Source organism: Mycobacterium sp. NGS19 (assembly GCF_059813155.1).
The window spans coordinates 386,776-404,689 of record NZ_JCALEB010000001.1 but is presented as its reverse complement, the minus strand read 5'-3'; the positions used below and the strand labels follow the sequence as shown (position 1 = coordinate 404,689).

The following is a 17,914-nucleotide window of genomic DNA, read 5'->3' as shown; positions in this document are numbered from 1 at the left end:
ACCAGGCGCCGGGCCGGATGGGCCGGTCAGGCCCAGCTGCGGGCGGCCGCGGCCAGACCGTGCACCAGTGCGGAGGTGACCGGCGCGAGCCCGTCGTCCTCGGGTGGGCGGCTTCGCGGGCTGATGCCTCGCACTCGCGGTGACAGCTCCAGCTGGACACCACCGCCGCGGGTGCGGTTGACGGGGTTGTCCGGATGCATGCCGCGCAGTTCCGGCGGTATCGCGGCGAGGTCGGTCACCAGCTGGTAGCCGGGCAGGTGCAGGTGGCGGGTCAGGTGTGCGGCCAGCACTCGGTTGCGGCCGCCGGCCAGCAGCTGGGTGCTGCGTCCGATGCGCCCGTAGCCGTGCAGCGACACCACCGTGTCGACGTGCCCGAGGAACTCCGCGAGCCGCACCGACTCCTCGGCGCGAAATCGCGCCGACGGCAGATGGTGCGGATAGCGATCCGGGTGGCGCAGCAGGTACACCGACGCACCGGCCGCATCTGCGGCCCGCTCGGCGATCACGTCGGTCATCTGCTCCAAGCCGCCGCCGTGGATGGCCAGAAACCCGAACCGTGACCGCAACCGGCTCTCTTCGTGCACGCCAGGCTGTTGCAGGAGCTTCGAAAGTGTTTGCGGCCCAGTGCTTTTCGACGCGAGCGGACGAGGCCAGTGGGTGGGATCCCAGCGGCGCAGGAACTCGATCCAGCGGTGTGGCAGGCGATGATGGATCGCTCCGTCGATGATCCGTTCCAGATATCCCGGCCGCGGCGCACCGGTTTGCACCCGGTGGTCGATGTACACCCACGCTTCGGCGGGTCCGTCGGCGGTGTGCACGGTCAGCCGGTCACGGCGATAGCGCACGGGCACGCCCTCGGCGCTGTCCAGCGTCGCCAGGTCGCGATCGGACACCTGCCAGACGACCCCGTGCACGTGGATGCCCCGAAACGGCTCGACGGTGGCGACGCCGCGCTGGTTGATCAGCCAGTCGTGGTCGGCCAGCGTCGCGGGAACGGGATCGGCGGCGTCAGGGCAGCGCCGCGCCATCTGCGCGACGCACAGGTTGGAGCCGTAGGCGAAGTACCTGTGCATCAGCTTCGACGGTCAGCCCGCGACAGTCAGATACAGCAGTCCCACATTCAGCACACTAATCAACGCGGCGATTACCCAGCCGAACGCGCTGGTGACCCGATGGTTGGCGTCGGTGCCCATCACCGACGTATCACTGGTCAGCCGGACGAGCGGGATCAGCGCGAACGGTATCCCGAACGACAGCACCACCTGCGACAACACCAGCGCGCGGGTGGGATCCAGCCCGGCCCCCAGAATCACCAGCGCCGGCATCAGCGTGATCAACCGCCGCGCCAGCAGGGGGATTTTGCGGCGCAGCAGCCCGGCCATGATCATCGCGCCCGCATATGCGCCCACCGACGTCGACGCCAAGCCCGAAGCCAGCAGCCCGATCGCGAAGAACAACGCGACCGTCGGCCCCAGGGTGTCGCGTACCGCGGCGTGCGCACCCTCGATCGTGTCGGTGTCGTGGCGGCCCTGCAGGTTGTTGGCCGCCACCAGCAGCATGGCCATGTTGACCGCACCGGCCACCACCATCGCCAGCGCCACGTCCCAGCGGGTGACCCGCATCAGCACCGCCCGGCGGTGGCCCGTGGGGTGGCCGTGACGGTCGCGCGTCAGCCCCGAATGCAGGTACACCGCATGCGGCATCACGGTCGCGCCGAGCATCGCGCTGGCCAGCAGCACGCTCTCGGTGCCCTGAAAGCGTGGCAGCAGGCCCGCGACCACGTCACTGGCCGGCGGTGAGTTGACGAACAGGCTGGTGAGAAAACCGATGGCGATGACCAACAGCAGCCCGGTGATCACCCGCTCGAACATGCGCTGGCCGCGACGGTCCTGGACCATCAGCAGCAGCAACGACACCAGCCCGGTGATCAAACCGCCGACCACGAACGGCAACCCGAACAGCAACCGCAGTGCCAGCGCCCCACCCACCACTTCAGCGAGGTCGGTGGCCATGGCCACCATTTCGGCTTGCGCCCAGTAGGCCAGCCGGGTGGGGCGACGCATCCGGCTGCCGACGGCCTCGGGCAGTGATTGGCCGGTGACCAGGCCCAGCTTGGCCGATAAGTACTGCACCAGCCCCGCCATCGCGTTGGCCAGCAGGATCACCCACACCAGCAGAAAGCCGAACTGTGCTCCGGCGCTGACGTTGGCAGCGACGTTGCCGGGGTCGACGTAGGCGATCGCGGCGACGAACGCGGGGCCGAGCAGATACCAGCTGGGCCGCAGCCGCGCCTCGGTGATCGGCGGCACTACCAAGGTGGGCTCCCGGTTTCCGGTCTAGCGAATCGGAAAGTTAGGTTACCCGAATGCTGCGGCGGTCAATCAGGGCACGGACCAGCCGCCGATGCCGAAGACCGGGCCGCCACGGTACAGCCACGGCTGCTCGAGGTACGGCCCGGGCGCGACGACGACGTTCGGTGAGCTGTTGATCGACGTGTGGGTGCCGCGCTCGCACTGCATGGTCCACGGCGCGACGGTGGCGCAGGTCGGCAGCGCGGTTGCCTCGGGGGCGGTGCCGACCGCGAACCCGGCCGCCGCGAGCACCGCCGCTGCCGACCACCGCATCGTCAGCACGAGCTCGGCCTAGCGGCGCCCTTCGCCGCTGCTCTCGTCGTACGGCACCGGGTACGGGCCGGCGTAGGCCTCGTCCCAGTACGGCAACGTGAATTCGCTGACCGACGGCGAGTCGTTGATCTGCACGTTGCCCGGCGAGCTGCACACGGTGTCGTTGGTGCCCGTGGTGGTGCAGGTCTGGTCGTCAGCGGCGGCGGCCGGCGCGCCGAACAGAGCAGCGACCGCACCGGCGGCCAAGACGTAGCGGATTCGGATGCTCATGGAGGTCCTTTCCAAAACCCTGTAGCTAGGGAGCGTACCGCCCTTTGCCGGTCACGAGCGGCAAGTCGAGCGTGGTGCGGATACCCGGCTCGGCGGCCACGACGGCCGGAATCGCGTTGACGACGCGCATGGCGGTCGCCACCAATCCGGCGTGGTTGTGGTCACCGTTGGGGCTGGACAGGCACAGGTCCAGTGCGTACGACGGCTCGCCGGTGACCTCGACGCGGTAGGAGCCGCCGGGCTGGGCAGGCTGCGGCCAGTCCGGGCAAAGGTCGTCGCGCAGCCTCGTCACGTGCTCCAGCACCACCGCGGGCCGTTCGTCCACCAGCCCCCGCACCTCGAACCGCAGCGCCGCGGCGGTGCCTTTCGCGATGGGCCCGGCTGCGATCCGGAAATCTTCGGGCGCGGGTTCGCGGTAGTACACCTCGACCACCTCGTCGAGCGTGATGCCCAGCCCGGCCGCGATCTGGCGCACCACTGAGCCCCAGGCCATGCTGAGCACCCGCGGCTGCAGCAGGATCGGGATCTCGTCGAGGGGCTTGCCGAAGCCCATGACGTCGAACATCACCGCCGCGCTGTCGTATGTCGCGTAGTCGACGATCTCCATGCAACGAACCTGCTGAATGCTCTGACACGTCCCCGCGAGCGCCAGCGGCAGCAGGTCGTTGGCGAAACCCGGGTCGATGCCGTTGACGAATACGCTCGAATTCCCTTGCTGTGCCGCCTGTTCCAGCGGGCTGATCAGCTCGTCGGGAATCACGTTCCACGGGTATTGCAGAAACACCGGCCCGCTGCCCACCACGTTGATGCCGGCCGCGAGCAGCCGTCGATAGTCCTCTAGTGCGTCCGGCAGCCGGTTGTCGGCCAGTGCCGTGTAGACCGCGCAATCAGGCTGTGTCGCAATCACTTCCGCGAGGTCATTGGTGGCGGTTACCCCGGTCCGCCGGTCCATTCCGGCCAGTTCGGCGGCGTCGCGTCCGGCTTTGTCGGGCGACGACACCCACACGGCGGTGAGCTCGAACGCGGGATCGGTGAGGACGCCGGCGAGTGCATGCTTGCCGACGTTGCCGGTTCCGATCTGGGCGACTCGCAATGTCATCGGCGTCTCCTTACAGGTCAGGGAAGGGCAGTTCGAGGTTCGGCATGTTCAGTCCGCCGTCCACCTCGAGGATCTTGCCGGTCAGGTATGCCCCGGCCGGAGACGCCAAATAGACTGCGGCAGCGGCGATGTCGGCGGGATCGCCCAGCCGGCGCATCGGGGTGGCCTTCTCCAGCTGGGTGCGCATCTCGTCGTTGCTGGCGACCACGTCCAGCGCGGAGGTGAGGATCGATCCGGGGGCGATCGCGTTGACCCGGATGCGGGGGCACAAATCCAGCGCAGCCAGCCGGGTGTAGTGCGCGAGCGCAGCCTTGGCGGTGCCGTACGCCGCGAAGCCGCGGCCGGGCACCCGGCCCATGGTCGACGTGATGTTGATGATGCTGCCGCCGCCGGAGTGCTCGAGCATCAGCGGCGCCGCCGCGACCACCAACGCGTGGGCGGTCGCAACGTTGAACGTGAACGCGCTCTTCAGATCCTTCGTGGTGGTGTTCAACAACAGGTTCGGCATGGTGCCGCCCACGTTGTTCACCACGATGTCGAGCCGGCCGAACTCGTCGACCGCGGCCTGCGCCAGTGCCGCGGTGGCGTCGGTGTCGGAGAGGTCGGCCACCACCACGTGCGCGCGCCGGCCGAGTGCTCTGATCTTGTCGGCGACGTCGTCGAGTTCGCTTCGGGTGCGCGACGAGACGAGGACGTCGGCGCCCACTTCGGCGAAGGCGATGGCCATCGCCGCGCCGAGGCCGCGCCCGCCGCCGGTCACCACTGCTACTTGATCGTCAAGCCGGAATCTGTCGAGGATCACCCCGGCAGACTAACGCGCTGTGGCCGCGCTACCTCTTGCCGGCGGCTTTCTTCGCCGGTGCCTTCTTGGCAGCCGACTTCTTCGCGCTGCCCGATGCCGCGGGCTTTGCGGCTGACGATTTCTTGGCGGCTTTCTTCGCTGGTGCCTTCTTCGCGGCGCTCTTGCTCGCCGAGCCGCCGGACTCCGAGCGGCGCCGTCGCACGCTGGCCTCGAGCTTGGCCAGCAGATCCGACACGTCGTCGGTGACGTCGAGGTCGGCTGGCTTCTCTTCGGTCGGAAACGCTTCGCCGCCTTCGAGTTTCGCCTCGATCAGGTCATGCAGGTGTTCCTGGTAGGTGTCGCGGAACTGGTCGGGGTTGAAGTCGTCGGCCATCGACTCCACCACCTGCTCGGCCATCTTCAATTCGGCCGGCTTGATCTCGACTTCCTTGTCCAGCACCGGGAAATCGGGATCGCGAATCTCGTCGGGCCACAGCAGTGTGTGGATCACCATTACGTCGCGTTTGCTGAAGTCCTTGACCCGCAACGCCGCAAGCCGGGTCTTGTTGCGCAACGCGAAGTGCACGATCGCCACGCGGTCGGTGTTGGCCAGCGTCTTGGCCAGCAGCACATAGGACTTCGTCGATTTCGAGTCGGGCTCGAGGTAATAGCTGCGGTCGTACAACAGCGGATCGATGTCGCTGGCGGGGACGAATTCCAGCACCTCGATCTCGCGGCTGCGCTCTTCTGGAAGGGTGGCCAGGTCCTCGTCGGTGATGATCACGGTCTGTCCGGTGTCGGATTCGTAGGCCCGGGCGATGTCGCGGTAGTCCACTTCTTCGCCGTCTTTCTCACAGACCCGCTTGTAGCGGATCCTGCCGTGGTCTTTGGCGTGGACCTGGTGGAACTTCACGTCGTGGTCCTGGGTCGCGCTGTAGACCTTCACCGGGACATTCACCAGCCCGAAGGAAAGTGAGCCCTTCCAGATTGACCGCATACCTCAGTATGACGGACACGCCGGCGTATACCTTGGTCCGACGTTGGAAGGTGCCGCCGAAAGGGAACACAGGCTCCATGGCTGGGATTCCGCATGTGTGGCCGCCGGAACGCGTGGCTGGTCCGCACGTGCGGCTGACCAACGCGGACAAGGTGTTGTACCCGGCGACGGGCACGACCAAAGAAGAGGTGTTCGGCTACTACATCGGCATCGCCGAATGCATCCTGCCGCACATCGCCGGCCGCCCGGCCACCCGCAAGCGGTGGCCCAACGGCGTGGCGGAGGGGTCGTTCTTCGAAAAGCAGCTCGCCGACTCGGCCCCGGACTGGCTGACCCGCGGCACGGTCGTGCACAAGTCGGGCGTTACCACCTATCCGATCATCGACAGCCCGGCGGGACTCGCGTGGATCGCGCAGCAGGCGGCGCTGGAAGTGCATGTGCCGCAATGGCGGTTCTTGAACGGAAAGCCAGGCCCCGCAACGCGTTTGGTGTTCGACCTGGATCCCGGGCCCGGCGTGCCGATGGCCCAGATCGTCGAAGTGGCCCATGAGATTCGCGACCTGCTGGCCGACATCGGCCTGACGACGTACCCCGTGACCAGCGGCAGCAAGGGCGTGCATCTGTACGCGCCACTGGACAAGCCGATCAGTTCGCAGGGCGCGATCACGCTCGCGAAAAAGGTGGCCCAGCAGCTCGAGCAGGCCGACCCCCAGCGGGTCACATCGACCATGACCAAAAGCCTGCGCACCGGCAAGGTGTTCGTCGACTGGAGCCAGAACAACGCGGCCAAGACCACCATTGCGCCGTATTCGTTGCGGGGGCGCGAAGAGCCGACGGTCGCGGCGCCGCGCACCTGGGAGGAACTCGACGATCCCGAGCTGCGGCAGCTGCGTTTCGACGAGGTGCTGCGCAGAGTCGCCGAACACGGCGATCTGCTGGCGCCGCTAGACGCCGACATGGCCACCAGCGACCGGCTGGCCAAATACCGCAGCATGCGTGATGCGTCGAAAACGCCTGAGCCCGTTGATGTTTCAGCGCCCACGCCGGGCGCGAACAACCGGTTCGTCATCCAGGAACATCATGCCCGCCGGCTGCACTACGACCTGCGGCTGGAACGAGACGGAGTACTGGTCAGCTGGGCGGTGCCGAAGAATCTGCCCGACACTCCATCGGTGAACCATCTCGCGGTGCACACCGAAGACCATCCGCTGGAATACCTGACGTTTCAGGGCACCATCCCCAAAGGGGAATACGGCGCAGGCAAGATGATCGTCTGGGACACCGGCACCTACGAAGCCGAGAAGTTCCGCGACGACGAAGTGATCGTGACGCTGCACGGAAAGCGAATCTCGGGGCGCTATGCGCTGATTCAGACCAAGGGCGACCAATGGCTGGCGCACCGGATGAAAGAGCAGGACTCGCCGACCGTGCGTGACATGGCGCCGATGCTGGCGACCCTGGGCTCCGTCGAGAACCTCACACACGACGAGTGGGCGTTCGAGGGCAAGTTCGACGGCTACCGGCTGCTGATGGAGGCCGACCACGGGCGGATGTGCCTGCAGTCACGCAGCGGTCGCGACGTTACCGGCGAATACCCGGGACTGCAGGCGGTGGTCGACGCGCTGGCTGAGCACCACGCGATCCTCGACGGCGAAGTGGTGGCGCTGGACAGAAACGGCGTGCCCAGCTTCTCCGAGATGCAGAACCGCGCCCGCGCGACGCGGATCGAGTTCTGGGCGTTCGACGTGCTGCAGCTGGACGGGCGCTCGCTGCTGCGGGCGCGCTACCGCGACCGCAGACGGGTGCTGGAGGCGCTGGCCGCTGACCGCGACGAGCTGATCGTGCCTGAGCTGCTCAGCGGTGACGGGCCCGACGCGCTGGCGTATTCCCGTAAGCGCGGCTGGGAAGGCGTGGTGGCCAAACGCTGGGATTCCACCTATCAGCCGGGCCGGCGGTCGAAGGCGTGGATCAAGGACAAGAACTGGAACACCCAGGAGATCGTGATCGGCGGCTGGCGGGAAGGCACCGGCGGCCGCACGAGCCAGATCGGCGCGCTGGTGATGGGCATTCCCGACGGCAACGGTCTGCGGTTCGTGGGCCGCGTCGGCACCGGGTTCACCGAGAAGGAGCTCGACCGGCTCAAGAAGATCCTGACTCCGCTGCAGACCGACGAGTCGCCGTTCACCGAGCCGCTGCCGCGGGCCGACCGCAAAGGGGTGACGTTCGTGCGGCCGGAGCTCGTCGGCGAGGTGCGCTACAGCGAGTGGACCGGCGACGGCCGGCTGCGCCACCCCAGCTGGCGCGGGCTGCGCCCGGACAAGACGCCCGACGAGGTGTCAGTCGAGCTACCCACGTGACCCTCGTTTGGCGCGAGCGTGCGTGTCTGTGCACCGACACGCCGGCACGGGCGTACAGCGGCGCACGCTCGGCCACAGCGACCGCGGCACACTTGACCGGTGAGCAACAACGTCGTCACCTGCCCGCACTGCGGTACGCGCAATCGCGTGCCCGCGTCGACCACCGGCAAGCCGCGCTGCGCTAACTGTCGGCAGTGGCTGCCGTGGATCATCGATGCCGACGACCGCAATTTCGCCGAGGTCGTCGAAAAGTCTTCTGTGCCAGTGCTTGTCGATCTTTGGGCAACCTGGTGCGGGCCCTGCCGCATGGTCAGTCCCGCACTCGAGCAACTCGCGCAGGAGCGGGCCGGCAGCCTGAAGCTGGTCAAGGTCGACGTCGACGCCGCGCCTGCGACCGCGCAGCGCTTCACCGTGCAGGCGGTTCCGACACTTCTGGTGATCGACCACGGCAACGTGCTGGCCCGGCAGTCCGGCGCAGCACCCGTCGCGGCGTTGCGAAGCTGGCTCGACCAGGCGCTGACCCAGTAGCGGTCAGCTGCGCCGGCGGCGCCAGAGCACCAGCCCGACGACGGCGACGACGGCCACGACGGCCGCGATCGGCACCGCCGGCATGGCCTTGGCGCGCACGTCGGCCGCCTTCTGCTGAGCCTGCTTCTTGACGTCGAGCTTCTCGCTCAACGTCCCCACGGTCGCCCCCAGCTGTTGGCGCGTCCGCTCGATGTCGGCCTCGATGTCGCCGACGCTCGCGTCGGGTCCCGGCTCCGGTGGCAGTCCGTCAGGTGTGGTCATGGCGGACAGCGCCTTTCAACTCGTCGATGTCAGTCTTCACGCTCTCGGCGGTCTGCCGCGGTGGCGACACCTCGTCGATCTGCCGCTTGCTCACCAGCGCCGCGATGCCGGCCGCAGCGAACAGCACCGCGGCGACGATCACCGCTGCCGCCCAGACCGGCAGCACCAGCGCCAGCGCGGCGACCCCGGCCGCCACCACAGTCCCGAAACCGAAGAACGCCAGCAGCCCGGCCGCGCTGAACAGTCCGGCCCCGATGCCGGCGTGCTTCGCCGCGTCTTGGAACTCTTTTTGCGCCAGCCGCATCTCGTCGCGCACGAGCCGCGACGTCTGCGTCGACAACTGGCTCATCAATTCGCCGATCGACGGTTCCGCCGCCGGCCTGGATTCGATGCTCATGCGGGTCGATTTCCCGTTGTCAAGAAGCCGAAACATACTGGCTGGCGTGGACACGGACGTGATCGTGGTCGGGGCGGGGCTGACGGGGCTGGTGGCCGCCGCTGAGATTGCCGACGCCGGCAAGCGCGTGATGCTGTTGGACCAGGAAGGCGAGCAGTCCCTGGGCGGGCAGGCGTTCTGGTCGCTGGGCGGGCTGTTTTTGGTCGACACGCCGGAGCAGCGGCGCATGGGTGTCAAAGACTCCTACGAGCTGGCGCGGCAGGACTGGTTCGGCAGTGCGCAGTTCGACCGCGCCGAGGACTACTGGCCGCGCCGCTGGGCGGAGGCGTACCTGGATTTCGCGGCAGGGGAGAAGCGAGAGTGGTTGCGCGCGATGGGCCATCGCATCTTTCCCGTGGTCGGCTGGGCCGAACGCGGTGACGGACGCGCCGACGGGCACGGCAACTCGGTGCCGCGGTTCCACATCACCTGGGGAACCGGTCCAGGAGTGGTCGAGCCGTTCGAACGCCGGGTGCGCGCGCACGCCGATGCCGGCCGGATCGTGTTGCGGTTCCGGCACTGCGTCGACGGACTCGTGACGGACGCAGGCGCGGTGACCGGGGTGACGGGTCGCATCCTCGAGCCGACGACACAGCCGCGCGGCAAGGCGACCTCCCGCGGCTCGGTCGGCGACTTCGAGTACACCGCCCAGGCCGTCGTCGTCACATCGGGCGGCATCGGCGGCGACCACGAGCTGGTGCGCAAGGCATGGCCGCCGCGGCTTGGCACGCCGCCGAAGTCCATGGTCGCGGGCGTGCCCGCGCACGTCGACGGCCGGATGCTCAACATCGCCCGGGCCGCCGGTGCCCGGCTGATCAACCCGGATCGCATGTGGCACTACGTCGAAGGGCTGCGCAATTGGGACCCGATCTGGGAGAACCACGGCATCCGGATCCTGCCGGGCCCGTCGTCACTGTGGCTGGACGCCACCGGTCAGCGGCTGCCCGCGCCGTGCTACCCCGGCTTCGACACGCTGGCCACGCTGCGGCACCTGCGCACCACCGGCTACGACTACTCCTGGTTCGTGCTGACCCAGAAGATCATCGAGAAGGAGTTCGCGCTGTCGGGTTCCGAGCAGAACCCGGATCTCACGGGCAAAGATCTGCGGCTGCTGGCCTCGCGGGTGCGCAGCGGCGCGCCCGCTCCCATCGAAGCGTTCAAACGGCACGGCCCCGATTTCGTCGTCGCCGACACGCTCACCGAGCTGGTCGACGGAATGAACCGCGTCGGCGACGAAGCGCTGATCGACGAATCCTCTTTGCGCGCAGCGCTGCAAGCGCGCGATCGGGAGATCGACAACCCGTACTCCAAGGACACGCAGATCACCTTCATCCGCCAGCATCGCCGCTACCGCGGCGACAAGATCAGCCGCATCGCCACGCCGCACAAGATGCTGGACCCGGCCAACGGTCCGCTGATCGCGGTGCGGCTGAACATCCTCACCCGAAAAACGTTGGGCGGCTTGGAAACCGACCTTGACGGCTGCTGCCTGGGGTCCGACGGGCTGCCGGTGGCAGGGCTGTACGCGGCGGGGGAGGTCAGCGGGTTCGGCGGCGGCGGGATGATGGGCTACAACGCGCTGGAAGGCACCTTTCTGGGCGGCTGCCTGTTCTCCGGCCGCACCGCGGGACGGGCCGCGGCAGCCGCGGTGGGCTGAGTTCTGCCGCGGTGGGTGAGTTCTGCCGCTGCGGGTGAGTTCTGCCGCGAGCAGACGCTAGATCGCATGTTTCGGGCGTTGGGCATGCGATTCAGTGTCTGCTCGCCGGGGAGCTCAGCGCCCGCATCAGGTGGGTATCGATGCGCTGCGCCAGCCGCTGCGGATACCTGCGGACGTCCTCTGCCAGTATCGGGATGACTGTCCATCCGAGTTCTTGCAAACCTGCGAAACGCGACTTGTCTCGACGCATCGCTGCAGGACTCGAATGCCACAGAATGCTCTCGTATTCGGCGGCGACCCGTTCCGCGGGCCATGCGAAGTCAACGCGCCACGCCTCGCCATCCGGGCTGCAGATGGTGTATTGCAATTCAGGAAGTGGCAACCCGTAGTCGATCATGACAAGCCGTGCTTCGCTTTCCATGCCGGATTCCGCTCGCCCGTCGGCGTATTGGAGGAGTTCGCGGACCGCGACGATGCCACGCCTTCCTCGTTGCTCCGCGACGGCGGCTTCGAGCGCAGCCCGGCTGCATCGCATCGAGTGCAACGCCGCGTCCAAGGTTGCGAGTGCACGCGGACGCCGCAGTGTTCGCGCCACCTCGATGGCTGTCCAGGCCGGTGCGGTCGCCAGTCGGCCCGAGATTCGGGCGAGCGGCGCGTCAGTTCGTTGGTGAACAATGAGGCCGATCTTCGAGCGCAGGCGTATTCCAGGGTCGAGTACATGAATGGCCGTGGTGTTCTGGAGATCGAAGCCGTACAGTGCCGCGGCCGTTCCCATGCACGCCACTGCCGGCCTTCCGATGAACAAGTCGAGTGCTTGAAGGCGCCCGAGAAGGCTAGGTTCGGTGGCGGCGTAGACGCCTGTCCAGACGCGAACGAGACGACCCCTTTTCACGTGGACGTCGAGCTGTTGACGAGTCATCACCGTCAGCAATTGCGAAGTGGTGGCGAATTCACCTAGTCCCGGCGGGAAAACAGGCATCTAGTGACAATGCGGGGACAGCCGCAGGCACGACCTGTCCAAATGCCCGATCTGGGGACAGATCGCACACTGTTGATAACCAGTCCACCCGCGAGCAGACAGTAAATCGCACGTCCTGGGCGTCAGGCATGCGATTCAGTGTCTGCTCGCGGGGGAACTCAGCGCACCCGAGCGATCACCTTTTCGGCGTACTTCTCCAAGTGGCGCAGCTTCTTGTCCAGTGGCTCGGTGTCCGGCCCGACGATGTAGGGAATGCGGAAGCCGACGATCACGTCGGTGACGCCCTTGTCCTCGAGCCGCTTGATCCCGTCCACGCTGTAGGCATCGGGCGACATCACGTGCACTTCGAAGGGTCCGCTGTTGCCCGAAGCAGCGCGAAACTCGTTGAGCCGCAGCAACAATCGATCCAACTCTTCCGGGGAGCCGCCGCCGTGCATCCACCCGTCGCAGCGCGCCGCGCGGCGCAGCGCCGCATCCGCGTGCCCTCCGATGAGGATCGGGATCGGCTTGCTGGGCGCCGGCGTCATCTTGGTCTTGGGGATGTCGTAGAACTCGCCGTGGAACTCGAAGTACTCGCCGGACGTCAGACCGCGGATGATCTCGATGCACTCGTCCATCCGCTTGCCGCGCTTGGCGAACGGCACACCCATCAGCTCGTAGTCCTCGGGCCACGGGCTGGTGCCGACGCCCAGGCCCAGCCGGTTGCCGAACAGTGCAGCCAGGGAGCCGGCCTGCTTGGCCACCAGCGCCGGCGGCCTGATCGGCAGCTTGAGCACGAAGAAGTTGAACCGCAAAGACGTCGTGACCGCCGACAGCGCACCGGCCAGTACGAAGGCCTCGACGAACGCCTTGTCCTCCAGGAACTCACGGCTGCCGTCGGCGGTGTACGGGTAGACGGAGTCCGACTCGTAGGGATAGCCGATGCTGTCGGCGATCGTCATCGCGTCGTAGGCCGCCGCCTCGGCGGCCTGTGCCAGCGGCAAATAGAAGGCGGGATCTGTCATCGCCTCGGCGTAGGTGAACCGCACGAGCGCAGATTACTTCACGTATTGTTGCTTTTACCTGCAAGCCTGAGGCCGACGATGTCTATTAGCCGACGAAATGCGCTCCTGATGGAGGTCGCTGACCTTCTCGCCGATGTGCAATACCGCGCCGACGACGACGCCGTGCTGACTGAGCTCACCGCCAGTGCCGCCAAGTTCGTTCCCGGCGCGCAGTTCGCCGGCATCACGGTGGTCGACGCCAAGCGGGGCATCGAAACCGTGGGGGCCACACACGGGTATGTGACTGCCCTCGACGACCTGCAGCGAACCTACAAGGAAGGCCCGTGCCTGGCCGCCGGGTGGGCCAACCACGTCATCCGCATCGACGACCTCGAAGCCGACGAAAGGTGGCCGCGCTTTTGCCCCGACGCGGTCGCACTGACGCCGGTGCGCTCGATCTTGGCCTTCCGTTTGTTCAGCGACGCGAAAACCACCGGAGCGTTGAACTTCTACGCCGAATCAACACAGGCCTTCGACGACGAGTCCGTGGAGCTCGGTCTCGTGATGGCCACCCACATCGCACTGGTGTGGAACATGGTCCGTCGCGGCGAGCAGTACCGCAGCGCACTGGCCTCCCGCGACATCATCGGCCAGGCCAAGGGCATGCTTATGGAGCGCTTCAACATCGACGCGGTGCAGGCATTCGAATTGCTGAAGCGGCTCTCCCAGAACTCGAACACCCCCGTGGCCTCGATTGCGGAACGGCTGGTGTACGCGGATCATCCACCGCGATGACCACGTCGACGCGACCGAGAGATCCCAATCCCTCCGCCAGCGCCCGTGCCGAACTTGCGGGCCGGCGAGCCGACGAGCTGAGGCGCCGTCGCGAAGAGCTGGCCCGCGGTGTGCCGCCGTCATTGCAGTCCGTCGAACAGGCCCATCGTCGCGCCCAAGAGTCGCGCAAGCGCGCAATCGACGCGCACATCGCCGCGGCGGCCCGTCATCGCGAGGCCGGCGCGGTGCACGCCGCCGCCGCGGCCAGCCATGAACAAGCCGCGATGCAGGCCGGGGACGGCGACAGCGAGTGGCACCTCGATGCTGCTGAGCGCCATCGGCGAGAGGCGAGATACCACGAGGCGGCGGCACGACATTGCGAGCAGCTCGGTAGGCTCGATGGACTCGAATGACCTTGTCAGTCCAGGACTTCCATCAATAGCAGCGCGCCGTTGACGGTCCTTTCCGAATTGCGGAAACCCGTGCAGGTGACGCGCACCTTGATCTCTCGGCCCCGTCGGTTGACCGCTTCGACAACCGCCTCGGCGGTACCGTCAGGCTCCAGAAACGCGTGGCCGATAAGGGGTTTGATCGGATCCATCGGCAACCCGATGTCCAATGACGGCAGCGCAACTCCTTCGGCCTCATCCGCACGCATGCCCCATAAGTCCTCGCAGGCGCGGTTCCACAGGCTCACCCGCATCTCGCGGTCCACCACCGCCATGCCCAAATGTATTGAGTTGACCAGTGAATCGATAAAGGCCTTCGATTCGTCCAATTCGATGCTGCGCTCGCGAAGGGTGTCGTTGATGGTGTGCAACTCGTCGTTGGTCGACTGCAGTTCCTCGTTGATGGTTTCGAGTTCTTCGTTGGTGGACTGCAGTTCCTCGTTGGTGGTCTCCAGCTCTTCGACCGTCGACTGCAGCTCTTCGTTGGTGGTCTCCAGTTCTTCGTTGGTGGACTGCAGTTCTTCATACGCCGTCTCGAGTTGTCGATTGGTCTGCACCACTTTGTCCAGCAGAGCCCGGGTGGCACTGACGTCGAAGAACACAATCGACACACCGAGCAGACCGTTCTTGGCGTCGATGAGCGGGTTGACATGTATCTCGTACCACGCAGTTTCGGCGCCGGGACGTTGCCAGCGCACGTCCTGGATCCGTGCGGACCGCCGCTCGACCTTTGCCTGCTCGACGTAGGCGCGCAGTTCGACAGGGCGATATGAGATCTCCAGATCCCGCAGCAAGCGCCCGATGTCGCGGACCGACAATCCGAACGCCGTTTCTGCCTGCTGGTTGATCATTGCGACGGTGTCGTCGGCGGTGACCACGATGTGGGCTACGGGACTGGTCCGAAAAGCGAACTCCCGCAAGGGATCCAAGCCGGGAATCTCGCCGATCCGCTCCATCACAATCGTCGCCGGGTCGACGCGATCGACATGAGCGTGCGACCCACCGAGCTTGCGGAACACGCGATGCTTGAGGTTCAGCGGCGCGAACCGGTCACCGTGGCTGAGCAGCATCTCGGCGTGTCCGAGGAACAGGATGCCCCGCGGTGCAAGCGCAAAATGCAGCCGTCCCACCACGATCCGCTGCGTTTCGGCGTTCAGGTACATCAGCGTGTTGCGGCACACCAGCAGGTCGACCCGCGAGATCGGCGCGTCCTTCACCAGGTCATTACGTCCGAAAATCACCACGCGGCGCAGGTCGGAACGAAAGACGTAGCGGCCGTTCACTTTCTCGAAGTAGCGGCTGAGCAGGTCCTTGGGGATCGCCTCCACATCCTTGCTGTCGTATGTCGCCGCGCGAGCCTGTGCCAGAGCATGCTCGTCGACGTCGGTGGCGTAGATCTTGACGCGCTGGCGAAACTCTTCGGGTCCGAGCGCTTCGGCCAACAGCATCGCCAGCGTGTAAGCCTCCTGGCCCGACGCACATCCGGCGCTCCACACGCGAATGGGGTCGCTGGGTCCGCGTTCGGCGAGCATGGTGGTGATGACTTCGTCGCGAATGAACTCCCACGCCTCCTGATCGCGGAAGAAGTCGGTGACGTTGATCAAGATCGTGTTGAACAGTGCGACGAACTCGTCGGCGCTGGCCTGCAGCACGTCGAGGTACTCCTCGAAGGTCGCGATGCCGGCCTGGTCCATCCGGTGCCGTACGCGTCGCATCAACGACGTGCGCTTGTATCCGGTGAAGTCAAAGCCTCGCGAATCGCGCAGGTACCGCAGTAAGGCCTCGAAGGCCTCGTCTTTCTGCCCTTCCATCTGACCCCGTCCGTCGACTCCGAGCGAACCGAATCTACTCGGTCAAAGCCGATTTTCCGGACCGATCACCGCCCACACGGTCTTTCCCGACGGCGTGGGGGAGTTTCCCCAGGCGCGGCACAGCGCCGCGACGATGGCTAACCCTGAGACGTCGTCGCCACCCCCGCTGGCACGTTCGCGTCGCATCGCCGGCGCGGTGTTGCCGTCGGAAACGGCGATGGTGACGAGCTCACCCCTGGCTTCGACGCGCAGCGCGGGCGAGCTTGCGGTATGGGTGAGCACGTTCTCCACCAGCACTGTCACGACGAGTTTGCCCACCGACACCAGATCGGAGCGCGACCATGAAGTGAGCCAGTCTTCCACCAAGTGACGAGCTCGGCTGAGGCTGGCCACCGTCGACGGCAGCTCGGCCCGTGCCCGCCGCCGCACGGACATGCTGCTCAGATCCGGCAGCGCCTGCTGTGCCTCTTCAACGGTCGAAAAGGTGGGCACGTAGCGATTGATGCCGTTACGCCGCATGGCTTTGCGACCCTGCTGATGCTGACACACCACGATCAGCGGCACGTCCGGCCACTGTCCGATGTGCCAACGCGCGCTGGTGATCACCGCCCACGCCGAATCCGTCGGCACCGCAAGGCATGTGACGTCGACGATCACGGCGGCGGGATCGTCGAGTGAGGCCTTGATGATCGCGTCCCGCAGCGCCAGGTAAGTGGTGCTGTCGAGCACCCCCTCCGGAGTCAGGATGTGAGCGTCCTCGGTCCGCCGTTCGCAGACGACGAGCTGGTGTGCGTTGTCAGCCGGCATCGTGCGCGCCTGCACCGCTGTAGGTCTGCGACAGCCGCTCGCCCAGGACCGCCATCGCGTGTTCGGCTTCGTTGGCCAGCGCGTCATATCTTTCGAACAGCGGGCCGGACCCTTCTTTGTCGGCCATCTTCCGGGCCAGCTTTGCCTTCTCCTGCAGGCTGCGCAACGCCACCCAGAGCGCGCCCTCCACCTCTTCGTCGCGGGCTTGCAACAGCGCTTCACTGGTCCACGCATGGCCGACCCGGCAGCGGAAATTGCCTTCGCTGATGGCCTGCAGCGACCCTTTGCAGTCCGGGCAGACGTAGCCCGACGGCGGGCCCAGCTGCTCGGTATCGAATGACGTGGCGAAGCGTGTTCCCATCGCGATGCGGTTCTCCAGTTCGATATTGGCATCGTCGGTCATGTCGAATCCCTTGATTTCGCGGTGCGCCAGCTTTGCCAGCAGCCGGCCCATCTCCGCGGCGGTCGCCTCCTGCTCGACCACCCCGGCACGCAAGGCGTTGGTGGGCATTGTGGCGTACAGCGCGTCGCGCGGCTCCTGTACCAGCGTCGCTCCGCCGCGCCTACGGATCGCGCCCAAGCCGAGCACCCCGTCGTCGAGCACCCCGGACAGCAGCACCCCGATGGCACGCGGGCCGTACGCGACGGCAGCAGAGCGGAACAGCGCATTGATGGCCGGTCGGTAGCCGTTCTCCGTCGGCCCGTTGGAGAGCACGACATGGTGGTCGTGGACGAGCAGGTGGCGATCGGGCGCGCAGACGTAGACGCGTCCGGCTTCCAGCGGCGCCCCGTCTTGGGCACGAACCGCCGACAGCGGGCCGGCGCGATCAAGGATGCGGGCGAGCACGCTGGGCGCGCCAGGGGGCATGTGCAGGACGACGGCGACGGCCATCGGCAGATCCGCGGGCAGTCCGGCGGCGAACTGGGTCAGCGCTTCGACGCCGCCGGCGGAAGCGCCGACCGCGACCACACCGCGCAATTCGCCGTTGTTGCTCGTTGGAGGCCCCATCCCGAGTCGGATACCCAGCGAGCTGCCCAGAGCAACCTTCGGGTACCGCACACGATACGCCGATTCCGCAGCGCGGGCCCCGCCCGTTTACG

The 17,914-nt window shown here is 66.7% G+C and carries 19 protein-coding genes; 5 read left to right on the top strand and 14 right to left on the bottom strand.

The annotated features are described in order from the left end of the window. Nucleotides 1-26: 26 nt before the first annotated feature. From AC5Y4N_RS02025 to ku, 7 genes are all read right to left on the bottom strand, one after another. Nucleotides 27-1,073, bottom strand: coding sequence for a poly-gamma-glutamate hydrolase family protein (locus AC5Y4N_RS02025; protein ID WP_499906589.1), 1,047 nt, complete (start codon nucleotides 1,071-1,073; stop codon nucleotides 27-29). Nucleotides 1,074-1,085: 12 nt separating this feature from the next. Then, nucleotides 1,086-2,315 carry an Nramp family divalent metal transporter gene (locus tag AC5Y4N_RS02020; RefSeq protein WP_499906587.1) on the bottom strand — a complete coding sequence of 410 codons (1,230 nt, stop codon included), beginning with the start codon at nucleotides 2,313-2,315 and terminating at the stop codon, nucleotides 1,086-1,088. A 66-nt stretch (nucleotides 2,316-2,381) separates the two neighbouring features. Next, on the bottom strand, nucleotides 2,382-2,633 hold the full coding sequence (locus AC5Y4N_RS02015) for a hypothetical protein (protein ID WP_499906585.1): 252 nt from the start codon (nucleotides 2,631-2,633) through the stop codon (nucleotides 2,382-2,384). A gap of 9 nt (nucleotides 2,634-2,642) precedes the next feature. Then, nucleotides 2,643-2,894, bottom strand: a complete 252-nt coding sequence (locus tag AC5Y4N_RS02010; RefSeq protein WP_499906583.1) for a hypothetical protein — start codon at nucleotides 2,892-2,894, stop codon at nucleotides 2,643-2,645. Nucleotides 2,895-2,919: 25 nt separating this feature from the next. Beyond that, nucleotides 2,920-3,993, bottom strand: a complete 1,074-nt coding sequence (locus tag AC5Y4N_RS02005; protein WP_499906581.1) for an NAD(P)H-dependent amine dehydrogenase family protein — start codon at nucleotides 3,991-3,993, stop codon at nucleotides 2,920-2,922. 10 nt (nucleotides 3,994-4,003) lie between these two features. Beyond that, nucleotides 4,004-4,795, bottom strand: a complete 792-nt coding sequence (locus AC5Y4N_RS02000; RefSeq protein ID WP_499906579.1) for an SDR family oxidoreductase — start codon at nucleotides 4,793-4,795, stop codon at nucleotides 4,004-4,006. Between the two features lie 28 nt (nucleotides 4,796-4,823). Beyond that, nucleotides 4,824-5,771 carry a non-homologous end joining protein Ku gene (gene ku, locus AC5Y4N_RS01995; RefSeq protein ID WP_499906577.1) on the bottom strand — a complete coding sequence of 316 codons (948 nt, stop codon included), beginning with the start codon at nucleotides 5,769-5,771 and terminating at the stop codon, nucleotides 4,824-4,826. Between the two features lie 77 nt (nucleotides 5,772-5,848). Between ku and AC5Y4N_RS01990 the strand changes: the two genes are divergently transcribed. Together AC5Y4N_RS01990 and trxA are read left to right on the top strand one after the other, a co-directional pair. After that, complete coding sequence (locus AC5Y4N_RS01990) at nucleotides 5,849-8,128, top strand: ATP-dependent DNA ligase (RefSeq protein WP_499906575.1); 2,280 nt, start codon at nucleotides 5,849-5,851, stop codon at nucleotides 8,126-8,128. 99 nt (nucleotides 8,129-8,227) lie between these two features. After that, complete coding sequence (gene trxA, locus AC5Y4N_RS01985; protein WP_499906573.1) at nucleotides 8,228-8,656, top strand: thioredoxin; 429 nt, start codon at nucleotides 8,228-8,230, stop codon at nucleotides 8,654-8,656. A gap of 3 nt (nucleotides 8,657-8,659) precedes the next feature. Here the strand turns inward: trxA and AC5Y4N_RS01980 are convergent, their stop codons facing one another. Further along, a complete protein-coding gene (locus AC5Y4N_RS01980; RefSeq protein ID WP_499906571.1) occupies nucleotides 8,660-8,917 on the bottom strand; it encodes a DUF3618 domain-containing protein in 258 nt (85 codons plus the stop codon). Then, entirely contained in the window at nucleotides 8,904-9,314 is a 411-nt protein-coding gene (locus AC5Y4N_RS01975) for a phage holin family protein (protein WP_499906569.1), read from the bottom strand. The genes AC5Y4N_RS01980 and AC5Y4N_RS01975 overlap by 14 nt, the downstream gene beginning before the upstream one ends. Before the next feature lie 46 nt (nucleotides 9,315-9,360). Here AC5Y4N_RS01975 and AC5Y4N_RS01970 point away from each other — a divergent pair, with 46 nt between their 5' ends. After that, nucleotides 9,361-11,010, top strand: coding sequence for an FAD-binding dehydrogenase (locus AC5Y4N_RS01970; protein WP_499906567.1), 1,650 nt, complete (start codon nucleotides 9,361-9,363; stop codon nucleotides 11,008-11,010). 91 nt (nucleotides 11,011-11,101) lie between these two features. Here AC5Y4N_RS01970 and AC5Y4N_RS01965 read toward each other — a convergent pair whose 3' ends face one another. After that, nucleotides 11,102-11,989 (bottom strand): type IV toxin-antitoxin system AbiEi family antitoxin, encoded by an 888-nt coding sequence (locus AC5Y4N_RS01965; protein WP_499906565.1) that lies wholly within the window; start codon nucleotides 11,987-11,989, stop codon nucleotides 11,102-11,104. Between the two features lie 158 nt (nucleotides 11,990-12,147). Next, nucleotides 12,148-13,017: an LLM class flavin-dependent oxidoreductase gene (locus AC5Y4N_RS01960; RefSeq protein ID WP_499906563.1), complete on the bottom strand. Its 870-nt coding sequence runs from the start codon at nucleotides 13,015-13,017 to the stop codon at nucleotides 12,148-12,150. 84 nt (nucleotides 13,018-13,101) lie between these two features. On the opposite strand from AC5Y4N_RS01960, the gene AC5Y4N_RS01955 reads away from it, so the two are divergent. Then, a complete protein-coding gene (locus AC5Y4N_RS01955) occupies nucleotides 13,102-13,767 on the top strand; it encodes a GAF and ANTAR domain-containing protein (RefSeq protein ID WP_499906561.1) in 666 nt (221 codons plus the stop codon). Further along, nucleotides 13,764-14,159: a hypothetical protein gene (locus tag AC5Y4N_RS01950; protein ID WP_499906559.1), complete on the top strand. Its 396-nt coding sequence runs from the start codon at nucleotides 13,764-13,766 to the stop codon at nucleotides 14,157-14,159. Before AC5Y4N_RS01955 ends, AC5Y4N_RS01950 begins: the two co-directional genes overlap by 4 nt. Nucleotides 14,160-14,164: 5 nt before the next feature. On the opposite strand, the gene AC5Y4N_RS01945 is transcribed toward AC5Y4N_RS01950, so the two are convergent. The 3 genes from AC5Y4N_RS01945 to AC5Y4N_RS01935 are packed head-to-tail and all read right to left on the bottom strand — an operon-like array spanning nucleotide 14,165 to nucleotide 17,822. Continuing rightward, entirely contained in the window at nucleotides 14,165-16,006 is a 1,842-nt protein-coding gene (locus AC5Y4N_RS01945) for a CheR family methyltransferase (RefSeq protein ID WP_499906557.1), read from the bottom strand. A gap of 42 nt (nucleotides 16,007-16,048) precedes the next feature. Further along, nucleotides 16,049-16,813 carry an STAS domain-containing protein gene (locus AC5Y4N_RS01940; protein WP_499914083.1) on the bottom strand — a complete coding sequence of 255 codons (765 nt, stop codon included), beginning with the start codon at nucleotides 16,811-16,813 and terminating at the stop codon, nucleotides 16,049-16,051. Continuing rightward, on the bottom strand, nucleotides 16,803-17,822 hold the full coding sequence (locus AC5Y4N_RS01935; RefSeq protein WP_499906551.1) for a chemotaxis protein CheB: 1,020 nt from the start codon (nucleotides 17,820-17,822) through the stop codon (nucleotides 16,803-16,805). The genes AC5Y4N_RS01940 and AC5Y4N_RS01935 overlap by 11 nt, the downstream gene beginning before the upstream one ends. Nucleotides 17,823-17,914 lie beyond the last annotated feature (92 nt).

Bases quoted from the DNA above. Each gene is read 5' to 3' on its own strand.
- AC5Y4N_RS02025 (WP_499906589.1), bottom strand. From the start codon at position 1,073: ATGCACAGGTACTTCGCCTACGGCTCCAACCTGTGCGTCGCGCAGATG.
- AC5Y4N_RS02010 (WP_499906583.1), bottom strand. From the start codon at position 2,894: ATGAGCATCCGAATCCGCTACGTCTTGGCCGCCGGTGCGGTCGCTGCT.
- AC5Y4N_RS02005 (WP_499906581.1), bottom strand. From the start codon at position 3,993: ATGACATTGCGAGTCGCCCAGATCGGAACCGGCAACGTCGGCAAGCAT.
- ku (WP_499906577.1), bottom strand. From the start codon at position 5,771: ATGCGGTCAATCTGGAAGGGCTCACTTTCCTTCGGGCTGGTGAATGTC.
- AC5Y4N_RS01990 (WP_499906575.1), top strand. From the start codon at position 5,849: ATGGCTGGGATTCCGCATGTGTGGCCGCCGGAACGCGTGGCTGGTCCG.
- AC5Y4N_RS01980 (WP_499906571.1), bottom strand. From the start codon at position 8,917: ATGACCACACCTGACGGACTGCCACCGGAGCCGGGACCCGACGCGAGC.
- AC5Y4N_RS01975 (WP_499906569.1), bottom strand. From the start codon at position 9,314: ATGAGCATCGAATCCAGGCCGGCGGCGGAACCGTCGATCGGCGAATTG.
- AC5Y4N_RS01965 (WP_499906565.1), bottom strand. From the start codon at position 11,989: ATGCCTGTTTTCCCGCCGGGACTAGGTGAATTCGCCACCACTTCGCAA.
- AC5Y4N_RS01955 (WP_499906561.1), top strand. From the start codon at position 13,102: ATGGAGGTCGCTGACCTTCTCGCCGATGTGCAATACCGCGCCGACGAC.
- AC5Y4N_RS01950 (WP_499906559.1), top strand. From the start codon at position 13,764: ATGACCACGTCGACGCGACCGAGAGATCCCAATCCCTCCGCCAGCGCC.
- AC5Y4N_RS01945 (WP_499906557.1), bottom strand. From the start codon at position 16,006: ATGGAAGGGCAGAAAGACGAGGCCTTCGAGGCCTTACTGCGGTACCTG.
- AC5Y4N_RS01940 (WP_499914083.1), bottom strand. From the start codon at position 16,813: ATGCCGGCTGACAACGCACACCAGCTCGTCGTCTGCGAACGGCGGACC.
- AC5Y4N_RS01935 (WP_499906551.1), bottom strand. From the start codon at position 17,822: ATGGGGCCTCCAACGAGCAACAACGGCGAATTGCGCGGTGTGGTCGCG.